The 16,324-nt window shown below is 50.5% G+C and carries 16 protein-coding genes and 2 tRNA genes; 14 read left to right on the top strand and 4 right to left on the bottom strand.

What is annotated here, in order from left to right; all coding sequences use genetic code 11:
• Nucleotides 1-151 precede the first annotated feature (151 nt).
• Nucleotides 152-1,696 (top strand): amidophosphoribosyltransferase, encoded by a 1,545-nt coding sequence (gene purF, locus ACTHRE_RS00685; protein ID WP_070584150.1) that lies wholly within the window; start codon nucleotides 152-154, stop codon nucleotides 1,694-1,696.
• A 74-nt stretch (nucleotides 1,697-1,770) separates the two neighbouring features.
• Complete coding sequence (gene greB / locus ACTHRE_RS00690; protein WP_377073072.1) at nucleotides 1,771-2,262, top strand: transcription elongation factor GreB; 492 nt, start codon at nucleotides 1,771-1,773, stop codon at nucleotides 2,260-2,262.
• An 88-nt stretch (nucleotides 2,263-2,350) separates the two neighbouring features.
• On the opposite strand, the gene plsY is transcribed toward greB, so the two are convergent.
• Nucleotides 2,351-2,962, bottom strand: coding sequence for a glycerol-3-phosphate 1-O-acyltransferase PlsY (gene plsY, locus ACTHRE_RS00695; RefSeq protein ID WP_377073070.1), 612 nt, complete (start codon nucleotides 2,960-2,962; stop codon nucleotides 2,351-2,353).
• A gap of 57 nt (nucleotides 2,963-3,019) precedes the next feature.
• Here plsY and folB point away from each other — a divergent pair, with 57 nt between their 5' ends.
• The 3 genes from folB to ACTHRE_RS00710 all read left to right on the top strand — a co-directional run bounded on the left by folB (nucleotide 3,020) and on the right by ACTHRE_RS00710 (nucleotide 4,686).
• A complete protein-coding gene (folB, locus tag ACTHRE_RS00700) occupies nucleotides 3,020-3,370 on the top strand; it encodes a dihydroneopterin aldolase (protein WP_377073069.1) in 351 nt (116 codons plus the stop codon).
• Nucleotides 3,371-3,416: 46 nt separating this feature from the next.
• Nucleotides 3,417-4,064: a nuclease-related domain-containing protein gene (locus tag ACTHRE_RS00705; RefSeq protein WP_377073067.1), complete on the top strand. Its 648-nt coding sequence runs from the start codon at nucleotides 3,417-3,419 to the stop codon at nucleotides 4,062-4,064.
• An 85-nt stretch (nucleotides 4,065-4,149) separates the two neighbouring features.
• A complete protein-coding gene (locus ACTHRE_RS00710; RefSeq protein ID WP_377073065.1) occupies nucleotides 4,150-4,686 on the top strand; it encodes an NUDIX hydrolase in 537 nt (178 codons plus the stop codon).
• A 128-nt stretch (nucleotides 4,687-4,814) separates the two neighbouring features.
• On the opposite strand, the gene ACTHRE_RS00715 is transcribed toward ACTHRE_RS00710, so the two are convergent.
• Together ACTHRE_RS00715 and ACTHRE_RS00720 are read right to left on the bottom strand one after the other, a co-directional pair.
• Nucleotides 4,815-5,453 carry an alpha/beta hydrolase gene (locus tag ACTHRE_RS00715; protein WP_377073063.1) on the bottom strand — a complete coding sequence of 213 codons (639 nt, stop codon included), beginning with the start codon at nucleotides 5,451-5,453 and terminating at the stop codon, nucleotides 4,815-4,817.
• 41 nt (nucleotides 5,454-5,494) lie between these two features.
• The gene (locus ACTHRE_RS00720) at nucleotides 5,495-6,289 is read right to left on the bottom strand and encodes a polyamine aminopropyltransferase (RefSeq protein WP_377073059.1); all 795 of its coding nucleotides are present in this window, start codon (nucleotides 6,287-6,289) and stop codon (nucleotides 5,495-5,497) included.
• A 216-nt stretch (nucleotides 6,290-6,505) separates the two neighbouring features.
• Here ACTHRE_RS00720 and ACTHRE_RS00725 point away from each other — a divergent pair.
• From ACTHRE_RS00725 to ACTHRE_RS00750, 6 genes are all read left to right on the top strand, one after another.
• A tRNA-Thr gene (locus tag ACTHRE_RS00725) sits at nucleotides 6,506-6,581 on the top strand.
• Nucleotides 6,582-6,617: 36 nt separating this feature from the next.
• Nucleotides 6,618-6,693: transfer RNA gene (locus ACTHRE_RS00730), tRNA-Thr, on the top strand.
• Nucleotides 6,694-6,821: 128 nt separating this feature from the next.
• The gene (panB, locus tag ACTHRE_RS00735) at nucleotides 6,822-7,613 is read left to right on the top strand and encodes a 3-methyl-2-oxobutanoate hydroxymethyltransferase (protein ID WP_049333454.1); all 792 of its coding nucleotides are present in this window, start codon (nucleotides 6,822-6,824) and stop codon (nucleotides 7,611-7,613) included.
• Between the two features lie 119 nt (nucleotides 7,614-7,732).
• Complete coding sequence (panC, locus tag ACTHRE_RS00740; protein WP_070824223.1) at nucleotides 7,733-8,569, top strand: pantoate--beta-alanine ligase; 837 nt, start codon at nucleotides 7,733-7,735, stop codon at nucleotides 8,567-8,569.
• 88 nt (nucleotides 8,570-8,657) lie between these two features.
• Nucleotides 8,658-11,273, top strand: a complete 2,616-nt coding sequence (mutS, locus tag ACTHRE_RS00745) for a DNA mismatch repair protein MutS (RefSeq protein ID WP_440344777.1) — start codon at nucleotides 8,658-8,660, stop codon at nucleotides 11,271-11,273.
• A gap of 37 nt (nucleotides 11,274-11,310) precedes the next feature.
• Nucleotides 11,311-12,162 (top strand): DUF5672 family protein, encoded by an 852-nt coding sequence (locus tag ACTHRE_RS00750; RefSeq protein ID WP_440344776.1) that lies wholly within the window; start codon nucleotides 11,311-11,313, stop codon nucleotides 12,160-12,162.
• Between the two features lie 43 nt (nucleotides 12,163-12,205).
• Here ACTHRE_RS00750 and ACTHRE_RS00755 read toward each other — a convergent pair whose 3' ends face one another.
• Nucleotides 12,206-13,039, bottom strand: coding sequence for a DUF4198 domain-containing protein (locus ACTHRE_RS00755; protein WP_440344775.1), 834 nt, complete (start codon nucleotides 13,037-13,039; stop codon nucleotides 12,206-12,208).
• Between the two features lie 252 nt (nucleotides 13,040-13,291).
• On the opposite strand from ACTHRE_RS00755, the gene ACTHRE_RS00760 reads away from it, so the two are divergent.
• The 3 genes from ACTHRE_RS00760 to ACTHRE_RS00770 all read left to right on the top strand — a co-directional run bounded on the left by ACTHRE_RS00760 (nucleotide 13,292) and on the right by ACTHRE_RS00770 (nucleotide 16,318).
• On the top strand, nucleotides 13,292-14,335 hold the full coding sequence (locus ACTHRE_RS00760) for a sulfate ABC transporter substrate-binding protein (RefSeq protein ID WP_440344805.1): 1,044 nt from the start codon (nucleotides 13,292-13,294) through the stop codon (nucleotides 14,333-14,335).
• Nucleotides 14,336-14,412: 77 nt separating this feature from the next.
• A complete protein-coding gene (gene dinB, locus ACTHRE_RS00765; protein ID WP_440344774.1) occupies nucleotides 14,413-15,471 on the top strand; it encodes a DNA polymerase IV in 1,059 nt (352 codons plus the stop codon).
• Nucleotides 15,472-15,586: 115 nt separating this feature from the next.
• Nucleotides 15,587-16,318 carry a phosphoadenylyl-sulfate reductase gene (locus ACTHRE_RS00770; RefSeq protein ID WP_128581808.1) on the top strand — a complete coding sequence of 244 codons (732 nt, stop codon included), beginning with the start codon at nucleotides 15,587-15,589 and terminating at the stop codon, nucleotides 16,316-16,318.
• Nucleotides 16,319-16,324 lie beyond the last annotated feature (6 nt).

A 16,324-nucleotide genomic window follows, 5' to 3' on the forward strand; every position in this document is an offset into this window, starting at 1 on the left:
TTTGACGGATTCAGACGGCCTATGGGTCGTCTGAATCCGTTTTTATTTGCGTAAATTTAGCATCATATTGTCAACAATTCGAGCAAACTCATCTAAATTATTTTATAATGACAGCTTACCCATTTAATCTTCAAACTCGGAGAAGCACGATATGTGTGGTGTATTAGGTTTGGTTAGTCATGAGCCGGTCAATCAGATGTTGTATGATGGTTTGCAGATGTTGCAACACCGTGGTCAGGACGCAGCAGGTATTGTTACTGCCGAAGGCAATATATTTCATATGCACAAGGGCAAAGGCATGGTGCGCGAAGTGTTCCGTACCCGCAATATGCGCGACTTGGTCGGTAATGCCGGCATTGCACATGTCCGCTATCCGACTGCAGGCAATGCGGGCAGCAGCGCAGAAGCCCAGCCGTTTTATGTCAGCTCCCCATTCGGCATTGTTTTGGCACACAATGGTAATCTGACCAATACCGAAGAGCTCTATGAAAACGTATGCAACAAACACCTGCGCCACGTTAATACCAGCTCCGATTCTGAAGTCCTACTCAATGTATTCGCACACGAATTACGCCGCGAAGTCTCTAAAAATACAGCCCCTTATCAACTTACCATCGACAATATTTTCAACGCCGTTTCCGAAGTACACCGCTTGGTGCGCGGCGCATACGGCGTAGTAGCCATGATTGCAGGGTACGGCATGCTGGCTTTCCGGGATCCTTTCGGTATCCGTCCATTGGTTTTGGGTTCGCAAATTGACGAATCCGGCAAAAAATCTTATGCCGTTGCCTCCGAATCTGTTGCCTTTAATGCACTTGCCTATGATTTGGAACGCGATATCCAGCCGGGTGAGGCCGTATTTATTGGTTTTGACGGCACGATTATTTCCCGTCAATGCAGCGATAAAGCCAAATTAAGCCCTTGTCTCTTCGAATATGTTTATTTTGCCCGCCCAGACTCCGTCATCGATGGCGTTTCCGTTTATCAGTCCCGTATGGATATGGGCGTATCTTTGGCAGAAAAAATCAAACGCGAGCTGCCTGTCGATGATATCGATGTCGTGATGCCGATTCCCGATACCAGCCGACCCAGCGCGATGGAGCTTGCCGTCCATCTCGAAAAACCTTACCGCGAAGGTCTGATTAAAAACCGCTACATCGGCCGCACCTTTATTATGCCCGGCCAAGCAACACGCAAAAAATCAGTGCGCCAAAAACTCAGCCCGATGGAAACCGAGTTTAACGGCAAAAGCGTTTTGTTGGTGGATGATTCCATCGTGCGCGGTACGACTAGCCGTGAAATCGTTGAAATGGTACGCGCGGCAGGTGCACGCAAAGTCTACATTGCTTCTGCAGCTCCCGAAGTGCGCTATCCGAATGTGTACGGTATCGATATGCCGACCCGTGAAGAACTGATTGCAAACGGCCGCAGCGCAGCAGAAATCGCAACCGAGATTGGCGCAGACGGCATCGTCTTCCAAAACTTAGAAGATTTGGAAGCAGTAGTCAAAGCGCTCAATCCAAAAATCGAATCCTTTGATTCTTCATGCTTCAACGGTGTTTATCAAACCGGCGATATCGATGAAGCATATCTGAACCGTCTCTCTACCGAAAAATCAGGTTGTGGCGGCTTGAAAGTTCATCCAAGCAAAATGGAACACAGCATCAGTATCAGCGATAGCGATGATGAAGAATAAAGTAAATTGACTTACAATAAAGGCCGTCTGAAAATTAACGTTCAGACGGCCTTTAATTATGTTTTAGACACATCATGAGTACCGAAACCAAAAATTACATCACACCTACCGGTTGGCAGGCATTGAAAGACGAACTGTATCATCTGGTCAACAAAGAACGCCCGGAAATCGTCCAAATCGTTAACTGGGCGGCAAGCAATGGCGACCGCAGCGAAAATGGCGACTATCTTTACGGTAAACGCCGTATGCGCGAAATCGACCGCCGTATCCGCTTCCTAACCAAACGCTTGGAGTCTGCCGTCGTCGTCGACCCTGAAGCGCGTGAAGCCACGGACCAGATTTTTTTCAGCGCCACCGTTGGCTTATTGCGCGGAGATGGTCGTGAACAAACCGTCAAAATCGTCGGCGTAGATGAAATCGATACCGCTAAAAACAAAATCTCATGGATTTCCCCTTTGGCGCGCAGCCTGATAAAAGCACGCGAAGGCGATGAAGTTGTCTTGGATACACCGGAAGGGCGTGAGATTATAGAGATTCTATCGGTAGAATATATTAAGATTGATTGATTATGCGTGAATAAAGCAAGTGAAGCTACAAAAGGCCGTCTGAAAAATATACTTTCAGACGGCCTTTTATTTGAATATATCTACGCTTTTAATATTTTCCGGTTTTATCTCCGATCTTGCTTTCTTTGCCTTGAATCAGGTTTTGAATATTGCTTTTATGGCGGTACAACACCAATGCGGCAATGAATACGGTTGCCCATGCCCAAGAGGCGTGTGGCATCATGAAGAAGGCGAAGATGGGTGCGCAGACGGTGGCAACCAGTGCGGCAAGTGAAGAGACTTTGAAACCGAACGCCATGACCAGCCAAACCAAGGCGCAGAGCAGGGCGGTTGCGGGGGAGAGGGCGAGCAAGACGCCCAATGCGGTGGCTACGCCTTTGCCACCTTTAAAATTGAAAAATATTGGCCACATATGGCCGACCAATGCGGCGATGGCGACCAGGGCTATCGTTGCATCAGACAAATTTAAAGCATCTTGAAGACAACGCGCCAAGATGACGGCAACCAAGCCTTTTACTGCATCGCCGAGCAAGGTCAGTGCGGCCGCTTTTTTCTTACCGCTGCGCAAGACGTTGGTGGCACCGGGGTTGCCGGAGCCGTAAGTGCGCGGATCGTCCATGCCGTAATATTTTGATACGATGACGGCAAAAGACAGGGAGCCGATAAGATAGGCGGCAATAATGGCGAGTACATTGAACATTTTGGGTGCTTTACTTAAAATGGGAACGGTTATTCTATCAAAAAAACGGACAGGCAAATGGATAAAATCTTTTTGTACGGCATGAAGGCCGATACTTTAATCGGCCTATATGATTGGGAACGCGAGCGTAAACAGACTTTGATTTTGGATTTGGAAATCAGTGTTCCCGAGCGTACCGGTACGAGCGACGATATCGGCGACACCATCCATTATGGCGAAGTATGCGAAGTTGTACGCCGCAGCCTTGCCGAACAGGATTTTTTACTGTTGGAAACTTTGGCGGAACATATCGCCCAATTGATTTTAAATGATTTTGGTGCGGCCAAAGTGCGCGTTCGTATTGTGAAACCGGGTATCTTGCCCGATGTGGCGCAGGTCGGTATTGAAATTGAACGCGCTCGGGAATAAACCATAAATATATAAATTTTTAGTTTTAAATAAAAAAGAAAACGTCATGATTGGACAAATATTGGGAAGTATGTCAGGTATATTTTGGATTTTTCTGATCATTATTCCTTTGCTTTTATTAAAAGCACTGTTGAGAAATCCTAAAATAAAGGGAAGCATGGGGGAAATAGCAGTTCGTTCTGTAATTGGAAAAAATTTAGATGAGAAAACTTATTTTGAGTTTCACGATTTAATTATTCCATCTCGAGATGGTACGACGCAAATTGATCATATTTATGTCTCAATCTTTGGGATATTTGTGATAGAAACTAAAAATTACACAGGTTGGATTTTTGGTAGTGAAAAGCAATCTAAATGGACGCAAATAATCTATAAACAGAAACATTATTTTCAAAACCCGTTGCGTCAGAATTATGCTCATATCAAAGCATTGTCAGAACTATTGCAATTTCCTGAGGAGAAGTTTCATTCAATGGTAGTTTTCTTAGGTGATCGTGAGTTGAAATCGAAAATGCCACCAAATGTTTGCAGTATTAGGCAGGCGGCGGCTTATATTAAGAATTTTCAGACGGCCTTATTGCTTCCTCATGAGGTAGAGGCAATAGTTGCTGTATTGTCTTCAAGTGACTACCAAGCAAATAGTGAAAAGCTGCGAACACATACGGAGCGTTTGCAACAACGACATCAGCGGTAACTATTAGAAAAGGCATCCTCTGAGTTTATTTCTGTAAAATTTCAGACGGCCTTTAATATTTAATAATTTGGAAATGAGGTAAAAAATGGATTTGAAAGAAACTAAATTAAGCAGTGAGCCAATCTACGAAGGTTCTTTTGTTACCATCAGCCACGATCGGGTTCGCCTGCCCAACGGCAACGAAAGCCAACGAGTTGTGATCCGTCATCCGGGTGCTGCGTGTGTGTTGGCTGAAACGGAAGACGGTAAAGTTGTTTTGGTACGCCAATGGCGTTATGCCGCCGATCAGGCGACGTTGGAATTGCCGGCGGGTAAATTGGATGTGGCGGATGAAGATCCTGCCGAATGCGCTTTGCGTGAGTTGGCGGAAGAAACGCCATATGTCGCCGACAGTGTCAAACTGTTGTACTCCTTTTATACCGCAGTCGGTTTTTGCGATGAAAAAATGTATCTCTACCAAGCGCAAGGCGTGCGTTTGGGTAGCGAGTTAAGCAATGATGAGGATGAAATTACAGAAACTGTCCTGATGAGCAAGGACGAGGTGCGCAATGCATTGGCAAACGATGAAATCAAAGATGGTAAGACTTTGATTGGTTTGCAGTATTGGTTGACTCAGAATTGATATGTTAAGTAGAAAATCCTTGATGGATTTTTGAATACGTGAGCTTGATATTTGATAATAAGGTTTCATACAAACAAGGCCGTCTGAAAAAGCTTTCAGACGGCCTTGTTTTATTTTGTAGCCGGATTTTAGCCTAATAAAGCCGGTGCGAACCGTGTAATCGTATCGCGTAAAACGATGAGTTTGCCGTGGAAGAAGTGGGACGAGCCGGCAATGGTTACAACTGGCAGGCCTTGTGGTTCTGCCCATGTCAGGGCTTTGTTGATTTCGACGACTTCGTCTTCCGCACCATGAATCATCAATGTTTTGGCGACGTTGGGAACGTCGGATGGTTCCGGGCGATCGGTGTAGTGATGGACGGCGGCGCCCATCAGCAACAGCAAATCAGGCGTGCGTTCTTGGGCGGCAAAGGTAGAAACGTAGCCGCCGAATGAGAAGCCGGCCAGGGCGAATTGCGGCGCGTCAGGATGTTGCGCACGGGCGTAGTCGATAACGGCAATACAGTCTTGCGTTTCGCCGCGGCCGTAGTCGTGTTCGCCTTCGCTATTGCCTACGCCGCGCAAATTGGGCAGGTAGCAATGGAAGCCGAGTTGGCTGAGGGCTTTGGCAGCGGTTTGGATGACTTTGTTGGTGTTGGTGCCGCCTTGCAGGGGATTGGGGTGGTTGATGACGGCAACGCCGCGGGCGGAGTCTTGTGCGCTTGGCAGGTAGATGGTTTCCAGCAAACCGGCCGGGCCGGGAATTTGAATGATATCGGGTTTGAGCATGGGTGTGTCCTTGTTTGTTTTTTCAGACGGCCTGAAGCGGTTTACAGATAAAAATTCTTGCCGTTGTTTTGATTATTGGCTTTCAAATCAGCAAGCATCCGTTTGAAGTCCAAGCCGTATTTTTCGCTTAATTTTTCGGCGCGTTTTTTTAAGTTGTCGAGATTTTGTTCTTTAGGGCTGCTTTGGAATGCCATGACCGCTACGTTGCCGTGGCTTTCTGCAGGCAGCTCGAGTACGCGGCCGTCAAAGACGTTGAGCAGGCGTTCGACAAAACGTTGATAACGCTGGTCGCCGCTCCACCAGTTGGTGACAAATACGCCGTCTGGAGAGAGGGCATTGCGGCAGTCTTGGAAGAAGGGTTCTTCTACCAAAGCATCGATAATCTGTTCGCCGTCAAACCCATCTACCAAAATTACATCGGTATTGTGGTGGAACACTTTAATATATTCCGCACCATCCGCCTCGATAATTTCAAAATTTTCGCCTTCGTGCGGCAATTCAAACAGGCTGCGCGCCACAGTGATGACTTGCGGATTGATGTCCACGGCGGTTTGCTTGGTGTGGGGCAGATAGCTGTCTATCCAACGGGCAAACGATCCGCCGCCCAAGCCGATTTGGGTGATGTGTTTGGGCGGGGTTTCTGAAAACAGCAGCCAACCCATCATGGCGCGGCTGTACGACAACACCAGCTCGGACGGATGATCGACATTCATGGAGCTTTGAATGGTGTCGCTGCCCAAGTGCAGGGAACGGATATTGCCTTCTTCGGAAATGCCGACTTCGGGCAGATGGGATTTGGCTGGGCGCAGGCGGCGGTAAGGATGGCGGGGTGGCATGGGCAAAGACGGAAAGATGTAGAAGGCGTTATTTTAACAGAAACCATGATGTTTTGCGCTGGGGCGGTTTTCAGACGGCCTTTGAGTGTGTTGGATGGAAAGATAAGGTATGTATTTAATTTTCTTTAAAATCATTGGTTTTTATAATTTCGTAAGTAACTTTGTTTTAAAATGCTTGCCAAGATGGGAACTTATCGGCATAATGCCGACTTCCTTGCCGGTATAGCTCAGTTGGTAGAGCACCTGACTTGTAATCAGGGGGTCCCGAGTTCGACTCTTGGTGCCGGCACCAGTTAAAGACTGATGGTGCTGCAAGGCATTTCAGTAAGCCGGTATAGCTCAGTTGGTAGAGCACCTGACTTGTAATCAGGGGGTCCCGAGTTCGACTCTTGGTGCCGGCACCAATTAAAAGCCCGATTGTGAAAGCAGTCGGGCTTTTTGCTTATGCTTTGATATTTTAAAAGCAGACCTTATAATACCGCGTTTCCATTACAACAAAGGGCTGCCCGTCGGGCGGAACACACAAAACACCATGATTACCGTAAACACTTTGCAAAAAATGAAAGCAGAGGGCGAAAAAATCGCCATGCTGACCGCTTATGAATCCAGCTTTGCCGCGCTGATGGACAATGCCGGCGTGGATGTGTTGCTGGTCGGCGATTCTTTGGGTATGGCGGTGCAAGGTCGTCAGTCCACTTTGCCGGTGAGCTTGCAGGATATGTGCTACCACACTGAATGCGTGGCTCGCGGTACTAAAAATGCCATGATTGTCAGCGACTTGCCGTTTGGCGCATATCAGCAGAGCAAAGAGCAGGCATTTGCGGCGGCGGCAGAGTTGATGGCGGCCGGTGCGCATATGGTCAAGCTCGAAGGCGGTGTCTGGATGGCGGAGACCACTGAATTTCTGCAAATGCGCGGTATCCCTGTTTGCGCCCACATCGGCCTGACCCCGCAATCCGTGTTTGCATTCGGCGGCTATAAAGTTCAAGGCCGCGGCGACAAAGCAGAAGCGTTGCTCAACGACGCCAAAGCGCATGATGCGGCAGGAGCGGCAATCGTATTGATGGAATGCGTGCCTGCGGAATTGGCGAAAAAAGTGACCGAGACAGTTTCTTGCCCAACCATCGGTATTGGCGCAGGCGTGGATTGCGACGGTCAGGTTTTGGTGATGCACGATATGCTCGGCATTTTCCCCGGCAAAACCGCTAAATTCGTGAAAAACTTTATGCAGGGCAAAGACAGCGTTCAAGCTGCGGTCAAAGCCTATGTGGACGAAGTCAAAGCAAAAACGTTCCCATCTGTCGAACATACGTTTGCCGGATAAAATAAAAACCAGGCCGTCTGAAACTTATTTCAGACGGCCTTTTTGATGAATAAAAGCGTATAATCGGCGCGTGATTTCCGTTGATGAAACGGCGGAAAAGATAAAGGATTTTTCAAACCATGCAAATCATTCATACGATTAAAGAATTGCGCGAGTGGCGCAAAACTGCCGGAAAAGTGGCATTTGTACCGACCATGGGCAATCTGCACGAAGGCCATCTTGCGCTGGTGCGCGAAGCAAAAAAACGTGCCGATAACGTTGTGGTCAGTATTTTTGTCAACCGCCTGCAATTCGGACAAGGCGAAGATTTCGACAAATATCCGCGCACTTTGCAGCAAGATGCCGACAAATTGGCAGGCGAGGGCGTTGCCGTCGTATTTGCGCCTGATGAAAAAGAGCTGTATCCGAATGTGGAACAGCGTTTCAATGTCGAGCCTCCGCACCTGCAAAATGAATTGTGCGGCAAATTCCGCCCGGGCCATTTCCGCGGCGTTGCGACCGTTGTGACCAAGTTGTTCAACATCGTTCAACCCGATACTGCCTGTTTCGGTAAAAAAGACTATCAGCAGCTGGCGATTATCAAAGGTTTTGTCGAAGACTTAAATTTCAATATCGAAATCGTCCCGGTCGATACCGGCCGCGCTTCAGACGGCCTGGCACTTTCCAGCCGCAACCAATATTTGAGCGAAGCAGAACGCGCAGAAGCGCCCCGCCTCTATCAAGAGTTGCAAAACATTGCCGCCGCCTTGAAAAACGGCAATCTAGATTACGCCCAGCTTGAGGCCGAATGTATCCGCCGTTTGACCGATGCCGGCTGGGTGGTTGATTATGTTGAAATCCGCCATGCACACAGTTTGGCAGTGGCTCATGTTGGCGATAAAGAATTGGTGGTGCTTGCCGCCGCCCGTTTGGGTACCACGCGCCTGATTGATAATTTGGAAGTGGCTTTGGCTTAAAACCAAGCTGCTGTTAAAGGCCGTCTGAAACCTGTTTTTCAGACGGCCTTTTGTTACAATAACGCTTTTGCGTTTCTAAGGCTTTTCCATGTCCAAACCCACCGTTTCCCCGATGATGCAGCAGTATCTCGCCATCAAATCGCAACACGCCGACAAGCTGGTGTTTTACCGTATGGGCGACTTTTACGAGTTGTTTTTGGATGACGCGGTGGAAGCGGCGAAGCTGTTGGACATTACCCTGACCACGCGCGGGCAGATGGACGGCGTGCCGATTAAGATGGCGGGCGTGCCGTTTCACGCGGCGGAGCAGTATCTGGCGCGGCTGGTGAAGATGGGCAAAAGCGTGGCAGTGTGCGAGCAGGTGGGCGAAGTCGGCGCAAGTAAAGGGCCTGTGGAGCGCAAAGTCGTGCGCATTGTGACACCCGGCACGCTGACCGACGCGGCGTTTTTGGAAGACAAGGAAACCAACCGCATTGTGGCGGTGAACGCAGACAAGAAAAACGTTGCCATAGCGTGGGCTTCTTTGCAAAGCGGCGAATTTAAAACCAAGCTGACGACGGCGGACAAACTCGCCGACGAGCTGGCGCGTTTGCAGGCGGCGGAAATCCTGTTGCCCGAAGGCAAAAGCCTGCCTGATGGTTTTCAGAGTGCGCAGCCTGCCCGTGGTACGACCTCCGCCAACATCACGCGCCTGAACTCATGGCAGTTTGCCGCCGACGCGGGTGCGAAATTGTTGACCGAATACTTCGGCTGCCAAGACCTGCACGGCTTCGGTTTGGACGGCAAGGAACACGAAGCCGCCGTCGGCGCGGCGGGCGCGCTATTGAACTACATCCGCCTGACGCAAAACCTGATGCCGCAACACTTAGACGGCATTTCGCTCGAAACCGACAGCCAATATATCGGCATGGACGCCGCCACGCGCCGCAATCTCGAAATCACGCAAACCCTCTCCGGCAAAAAATCGCCGACCCTGTTTTCCATACTCGACGGCTGCGCCACCCACATGGGCAGCCGCCTCTTGGCACTCTGGCTGCACCACCCCTTACGCAGCCGCGCCCACATCCGTGCTCGCCAAAAAGCCGTTGCCGCGCTGGGTTCACAATACGAAGCCCTGCAAGGCCGTCTGAAAAACATTGCGGACATCGAACGCATCGCCGCCCGCATCGCCGTCGGCAACGCCCGTCCGCGCGACCTCGCCGCCCTGCGCGACAGCCTGTTTTCCCTGAATGAAATCGAATTGTCCGCCGAGGGCAGCAGTCTCTTAGAAACCCTCAAAGCTGTTTTCCCCGAAACCCTGCCCGTTGCCGAAACCCTCAAAGCCGCCGTGATGCCCGAACCCGCCGTCTGGCTCAAAGACGGTGGCGTCATTAATCAAGGCTATTGCGCAGAACTTGACGAATTGCGCCATATCCAAAACCACGGCGATGAATTCCTGCTTGAGCTTGAAGCGCGCGAACGCGAACGCACCGGCCTTTCCACTCTCAAAGTCGAGTTCAACCGCGTCCACGGCTTCTACATCGAGCTATCCAAAGTCCAAGCCGAACAAGCGCCTGCCGACTACCAACGCCGCCAGACCCTGAAAAACGCCGAACGCTTCATCACCCCCGAACTCAAAACTTTTGAAGACAAAGTCCTGACCGCGCAAGAGCAGGCATTGGCATTGGAAAAACGCCTGTTTGAAGCCCTGCTGAAAGAAGTTCAGACGGCCTTGCCGCAGCTTCAAAAAGCCGCCAAAGCCGCCGCTGCCCTCGACGTACTTTCTACGTTTGCCGCGATTGCGGCCGAACGCGGCTTCGTCTGCCCCGAGTTTGCCGACTATCCGGTCATCCATATCGAAAACGGCCGCCATCCCATCGTCGAGCAGCAAGTGCGCCACTTCACTGCCAACCACACCCGCCTCGACCACAAACACCGCCTCATGCTCCTGACCGGCCCCAATATGGGCGGTAAATCCACCTACATGCGCCAAGTCGCCCACATCGTCCTCATGGCGCACACCGGCAGCTTCGTCCCCGCCGATTCAGCTCAAATCGGCCCCATCGACCAAATCTTCACCCGTATCGGCGCATCGGATGATTTAGCCTCCAACCGCTCCACCTTCATGGTCGAAATGAGCGAAACCGCCTACATCCTCCACCACGCCACCGACCAATCCCTCGTCCTCATGGACGAAGTCGGACGCGGCACCTCCACCTTCGACGGCCTCGCCCTCGCGCACGCCATCGCCGAACACCTGCTGCAAAAAAACAAATCCTTCAGCCTCTTCGCCACCCACTATTTCGAGCTGACCAAACTGCCCGAAGCCCACGCAACGGCAGTCAACATGCACCTCTCCGCGCTCGAACAAGGACAAGACATCGTCTTCCTCCACCACATCGAACCCGGCCCCGCCAGCAAAAGCTACGGCATCGCCGTCGCCAAACTCGCCGGCCTGCCCAACCGCGCCCTCAAAGCCGCCCAAAAACATCTGGACGAACTTGAAGCCCAAGCCGCCGCCAGCCGTCCGCAGTTGGACATTTTCAGCGCCATGCCGTCTGAAAATAGGGTGGATGAGGAAGAGCCGGAAATTGAACCGGTTTACCATGCCCAGACCGATGAGTTGGCCGAAGCGTTGGCGCAAATCCAGCCCGACAACCTTACGCCGCGTGAAGCCTTGGATGCTTTGTATCGCTTGAAAGATATCTGCAACAAGGTGTCGTAAATAACTCAAAGGCCGTCTGAAACAGGAGAAACATATAATGAGTTTTGCTGACATTACCGTGGTGGGTATTACCGGTGCAGATTCTTATACTGAGGGCACGATGTACGCCATTATCCGCAGCTGTGCCGAATTGCCCGGCAGCCGTGGATTGCTGATCAGCCCGAGCTGTCCGCAAGGTTTGCCGGAGAATATCCGACATCAACCTTGCCGGCCATTCGGTTATCTCGAATACAATCTGTTTGTTTTGTACCAACTGATGTATTACATCGAAACCGATTATTGTTTGATTGTTCAAAATGACGGCTGGGTGTTGAACGGTCAAAACTGGCAGGATGCCTATCGGGAATATGACTACATCGGCGCACCTTTGCCGATTTTGTTGGAAACCGAAGCCGACGGGCAGTTTTTCCTGAAGGGGACCGACCAATATTTGGCCAAACAACATCTGATTCAGACTTCTCCGAATTTGGATGAGCTGCAGAACGGCGGTTTCAGCCTGCGCAGCAAGCGGCTTTTAACCATGCCGCGACAGCTGGGCTTAAATGTAGAAATCCGGCCGCCTTTGCCGCCGAAAGACGGAAAAATTGCCGATATGGAATGGCTGGTGCGTCTGCACCACGAAGATATGTTTTTGACGGCGCAACACCGTTATAGATTGCAGGACTTGGGTCTGAAATTCGCGCCTCCGAATATTGCGACGCAATTTTCTTCAGAAGTACCGTTTATCAATCGAATGAGGAATGTCCCTTTAGAGCGCGTCTTTGGGGCGCACTGGATGGGAAATGTGGTCTTGACCGGCTGCAACCGTGTCCGTTTTGCCCAATTAAATGGTGATGAGTTGGAAACATTATCCCGTTTTTTTAGAAATTTGGGTTATGAATTAGAATAAATAAAGGCCGTCTGAACTTTCAGACGGCCTTTTTTAATGGTTGTTAATGATGATGGTGGGCATGGCGTGCGACCGCGCGTTTGGTACCGACAGGCACAATCAGCGTCGCGTAAGTATTGTCTTTCTGACATACGCTTTTATCGCCGTAATCGGTCTCGTTCACCACTTTGATTTTCCACAAGCCGTCAATCAGCGTAATTACATTGACCACGCCGTTTTTATCGGTTTTGCCGGAGAAGCCTTGAGGCTCGCGATGGTCATGGGTTGATTCCAAGTCCATTTCGGCCAAAGTGTCGGAGCTGGCGGTAACAGTGGCTTTAACCAAAGGCTCGCCTTTATACAGGACTTTGACCGGCAAAATACCGCCAGCTTTGACTGCGTTCGGATTTTTCAGTGGAACCAGTTCCAGCTCTTGGCCGATAGGGCGGGTCAATACCGCTTCATCGACTGCGCTGTTGCCCACGTGGACGAAACTCTTGCCGAACATTTGCGATTGTTCGCAATAGGTGGCACCGGCCAGCTGTTTCAAGGTTTGCTGTTTCCAGCCGTCTTGGTTTTTCGACCAGAAAGTCGGTTGGTAGGTCGCGCTGACCCAGTAGGAGCCTGCGGGCAGGGCGGCTTTGGAAACGTATTGATAGTTTTCGCCCTTATTTACCAAATCAACAGTTTTCTTTGAGCTGTCGGTCAATTGCAGCGGTTTGAAAATATGCACGCGGTCGTCGGCGATTTTTTCGACATTGGGGAAGTCGTGGCTATAACCCAAATCCGCATGCAGGATTTTGCCGGCAGGCTGATGTGCCGGTGCGGCCACCCAAACATCGTGCGCCTGCGCTGCTGCGCCTAATCCCAGCAATCCTAAAAGCATCCACTGTTTCATCGTTTCTACACTCCATCTTTCTATTATTGAACAAAACGCCTAATGATTCGGCGAATACGAACGGTACTCTTTTTTATTAACTTTGTAAATAATATGGTTTAGATTTTATAGTTATAAATAATTATTTTTTGATTTCAGACGGCCTCGGTTTATATAACCAAAACTGATAAACCCAAAAGCAAACATTATTTCCCGTTTGCCTCCGATACCGATAAAGTATCGCCATACTTTTAATAGGAGCCGACCATGAATATCCGTACCCTTTCTTTTGCCGCATTGACCGCCGCGCTGGCGTTGAGTGCCTGCTCTCCCAAAAACGAACAGTCTGCCGACAATGCCGCTTCCGCAGGCAAGGCCGGTAATGTGAAGCTGTTGAACGTTTCTTATGATGTCGCACGAGATTTTTATAAAGAATACAATCCTTTGTTTGTCAAAGAATATGCTGCGAAAAACGGCGGTGCAACGGTTGAAATCCAACAGTCGCACGGCGGCTCCAGCAAGCAGGCTTTGGCTGTCGCCAACGGTTTGGCTGCCGATGTGGTCACCATGAACCAGACTTCCGATATCGAGCTTTTGGTGAAAAAAGGCCTGATTAAAGACGATTGGAACACGCGCCTGCCGGACAATGCCGTGCCTTATACCAGCAACGTCGTTTTCTTGGTGCGCAAAGGCAATCCGAAACACATCCAAGACTGGGGCGATTTGGCCAAAGACGGCGTGCAAATTGTTTTGGCCAACCCGAAAACCACAGGCAACGGCCGCTACGCCTTTTTGGGCGCGTACGGCTACGGCTTGAAAGTCAACAACGGCGATGAAGGCAAAACCCAAGATTTTGTGGCCGCATTGCTGAAAAATACGCCTGTATTTGAAAACGGCGGCCGTGCGGCAACGACGACATTCAGCCAACGCAATATCGGCGATGTCTTGGTTACCTTTGAAAACGAGGCCAACTACGTCAGCAAAAAACTGACCCAAGACCAATTTGAAATCGTCTATCCGAGCTATACCATTATTTCAGAAGCACCGGTTGCCGTCGTGGACAGTGTGGTCGATAAAAAAGGCACGCGCGCCGCTGCCGAAGCCTACCTGCAAAACCTCTGGAGCGAACCGGCTCAAGAATTGGCCGCCAATCTTTATCTGCGTCCGCGCAATGCCGAAGTGTTGGCCAAACACAAAGCCGACTTCCCCGATATTGAAACTTTCAATCCGAATGAGAAGTTCGGCGCTTGGTCGGACATCATGAAAAAATTCTTTGCCGACGGCGGATTGTTTGATCAGCTTTCCGGTAAAAAATAAGGTGTGAACATGGAGGCCGTCTGAAATTTCAGACGGCCTTTTGCTACAATAAGCCTTTTCCTTATCTACCTTTTCCCATGTCCCAACGCAAAATCATCCATATCGATATGGACGCATTCTACGCTTCGGTAGAACTGCGCGAGCAGCCGCACTTGAAAGGGCTGCCCGTCGTTGTGGCGTGGGACAGCACTCGGTCGGTCATTTGTGCCGCGTCTTATGAAGCGCGCAAATTCGGTTTGCACTCGGCTATGTCGGTGGCGACGGCAAAAAGACTGTGTCCGCAGGCGGTGTTTGTGCCGCCGCATTTTGATTTGTACCGCCAAGTGTCGGCGCAGATTCATGCCGTGTTTCGGCGTTATACCGATTTGATCGAGCCTTTGTCTTTGGACGAAGCCTATTTGGATGTTACCCGAAATTTTAAAAATATCCCGTACGCCAGCGAGGTGGCCAAACGCATTCGCGCCGAGATTTTTAAAGAAACCGGTTTGACGGCCTCCGCAGGCATTGCGCCCAATAAATTTTTGGCCAAAATCGCGTCCGACTGGCGAAAACCGAACGGACAGTTTGTGCTGCCGCCGCCCAAAATCATGGCGTTTTTGGAGAGCTTGCCGTTGGGTAAGATTCCCGGTGTCGGCAAAGTCACGCTGAAAAAAATGAACACCCTCGGTATGCAGACTGCCGGCGATTTGCGCCGTTTTGAGCGCGGCGAACTTTTAAACCATTTCGGCCGCTACGGCTACCGCCTTTACGATTTGGCACGCGGTATTGACGAGCGGCCGGTCAAAGCTGAACGCGAACGCCTGCAAATCTCAACCGAAATCACCTTACCCGAAGATTTGTCTCTGGCGCAGGCTTCAAGCCATTTGCCGCACCTTGCCGAAGACCTCTGGCGACAGATCGAACGCAAAAATGTCGAAGCCAAAGGCGTTACCCTCAAACTCAAAACCCACGATTTCCGCATTATTACGCGTTCGCTGACGTATTCTTCCGTCCTTCCCGACAGTGCCTCGCTGCTTCAGGCGGCGCATACTTTGCTGCAACGCATACCGCCGCAACGCGAAGATGCCTTCCGCCTGATCGGTATCGGCGTGAGTCATTTGCTGCCGAAAAACCAGCAGCAGACGCTTTGGTTATAAAGAAATAGAAAAGCATTCTTTCCGTTTGAAGATAGGGCGCAGGACAATATCGTTCCATAACCATATCGACAGCCGTTTCAACAGGCCGTCTGAAAATTATTAGGAACAACCAGCCATGTCTTTATTCCGTCCTCAATTTTGGAAAATCCCCGAAACCAATGATGCCGAACGCCGCCGCCTGCCTGAGTTGGCGGCTGCTTTGGAGCGCCGTTTGCAAGACATTGCCGCGCGTTATCCGCAAGCCGTGTTCGCATCCAGCCTTGCGGTTGAAGATATGGTCATTACCGATGCCGTTTGCCGTCTGAAACTGCCCATCCGCATCATTACGCTCAATACGGGCAAACTCAATCCCGAGACCGCCGCGCTGATTGCCGAAACCAATGCGCGTTATCAAACCGAATTGGAAGTGTTTTATCCCAACCAGCAAACCGCCGATGAATTTGAAGCGGAATTCGGCACGACCGCCATGTACGACAGCGTCGAGTTGCGCCGCCGTTGCTGCCATATCCGCAAAATCGAACCGCTCAACCGCGCTTTGCACAACGCCCCCGCATGGCTGACCGGACAACGCCGCAGCCAGTCCGAAACGCGCAGCGAATTGAATTTTGAAGAGCAGGATACAGGCCGCAACATCGCCAAATTCAATCCTATTTTCGATTGGGAAGAGCAGGATGTTTGGGCATATGCGCACGAGCACCAAGTTCCGCTCAATGCGCTGTATCATCAGGGCTATCCCAGCATCGGTTGCGAACCCTGCACGCGTCCGGTCAAGCTGGGCGAAAATATCCGCGCCGGACGATGGTGGTGGGAGAGTAAAGACAGTAAGGAATGCGGTTTGCACAAATAATCAAAG

It is taken from the genome of Neisseria sp. P0001.S007, assembly GCF_051963655.1.
Taxonomy (GTDB): Bacteria; Pseudomonadota; Gammaproteobacteria; order Burkholderiales; family Neisseriaceae; genus Neisseria; species Neisseria subflava_A.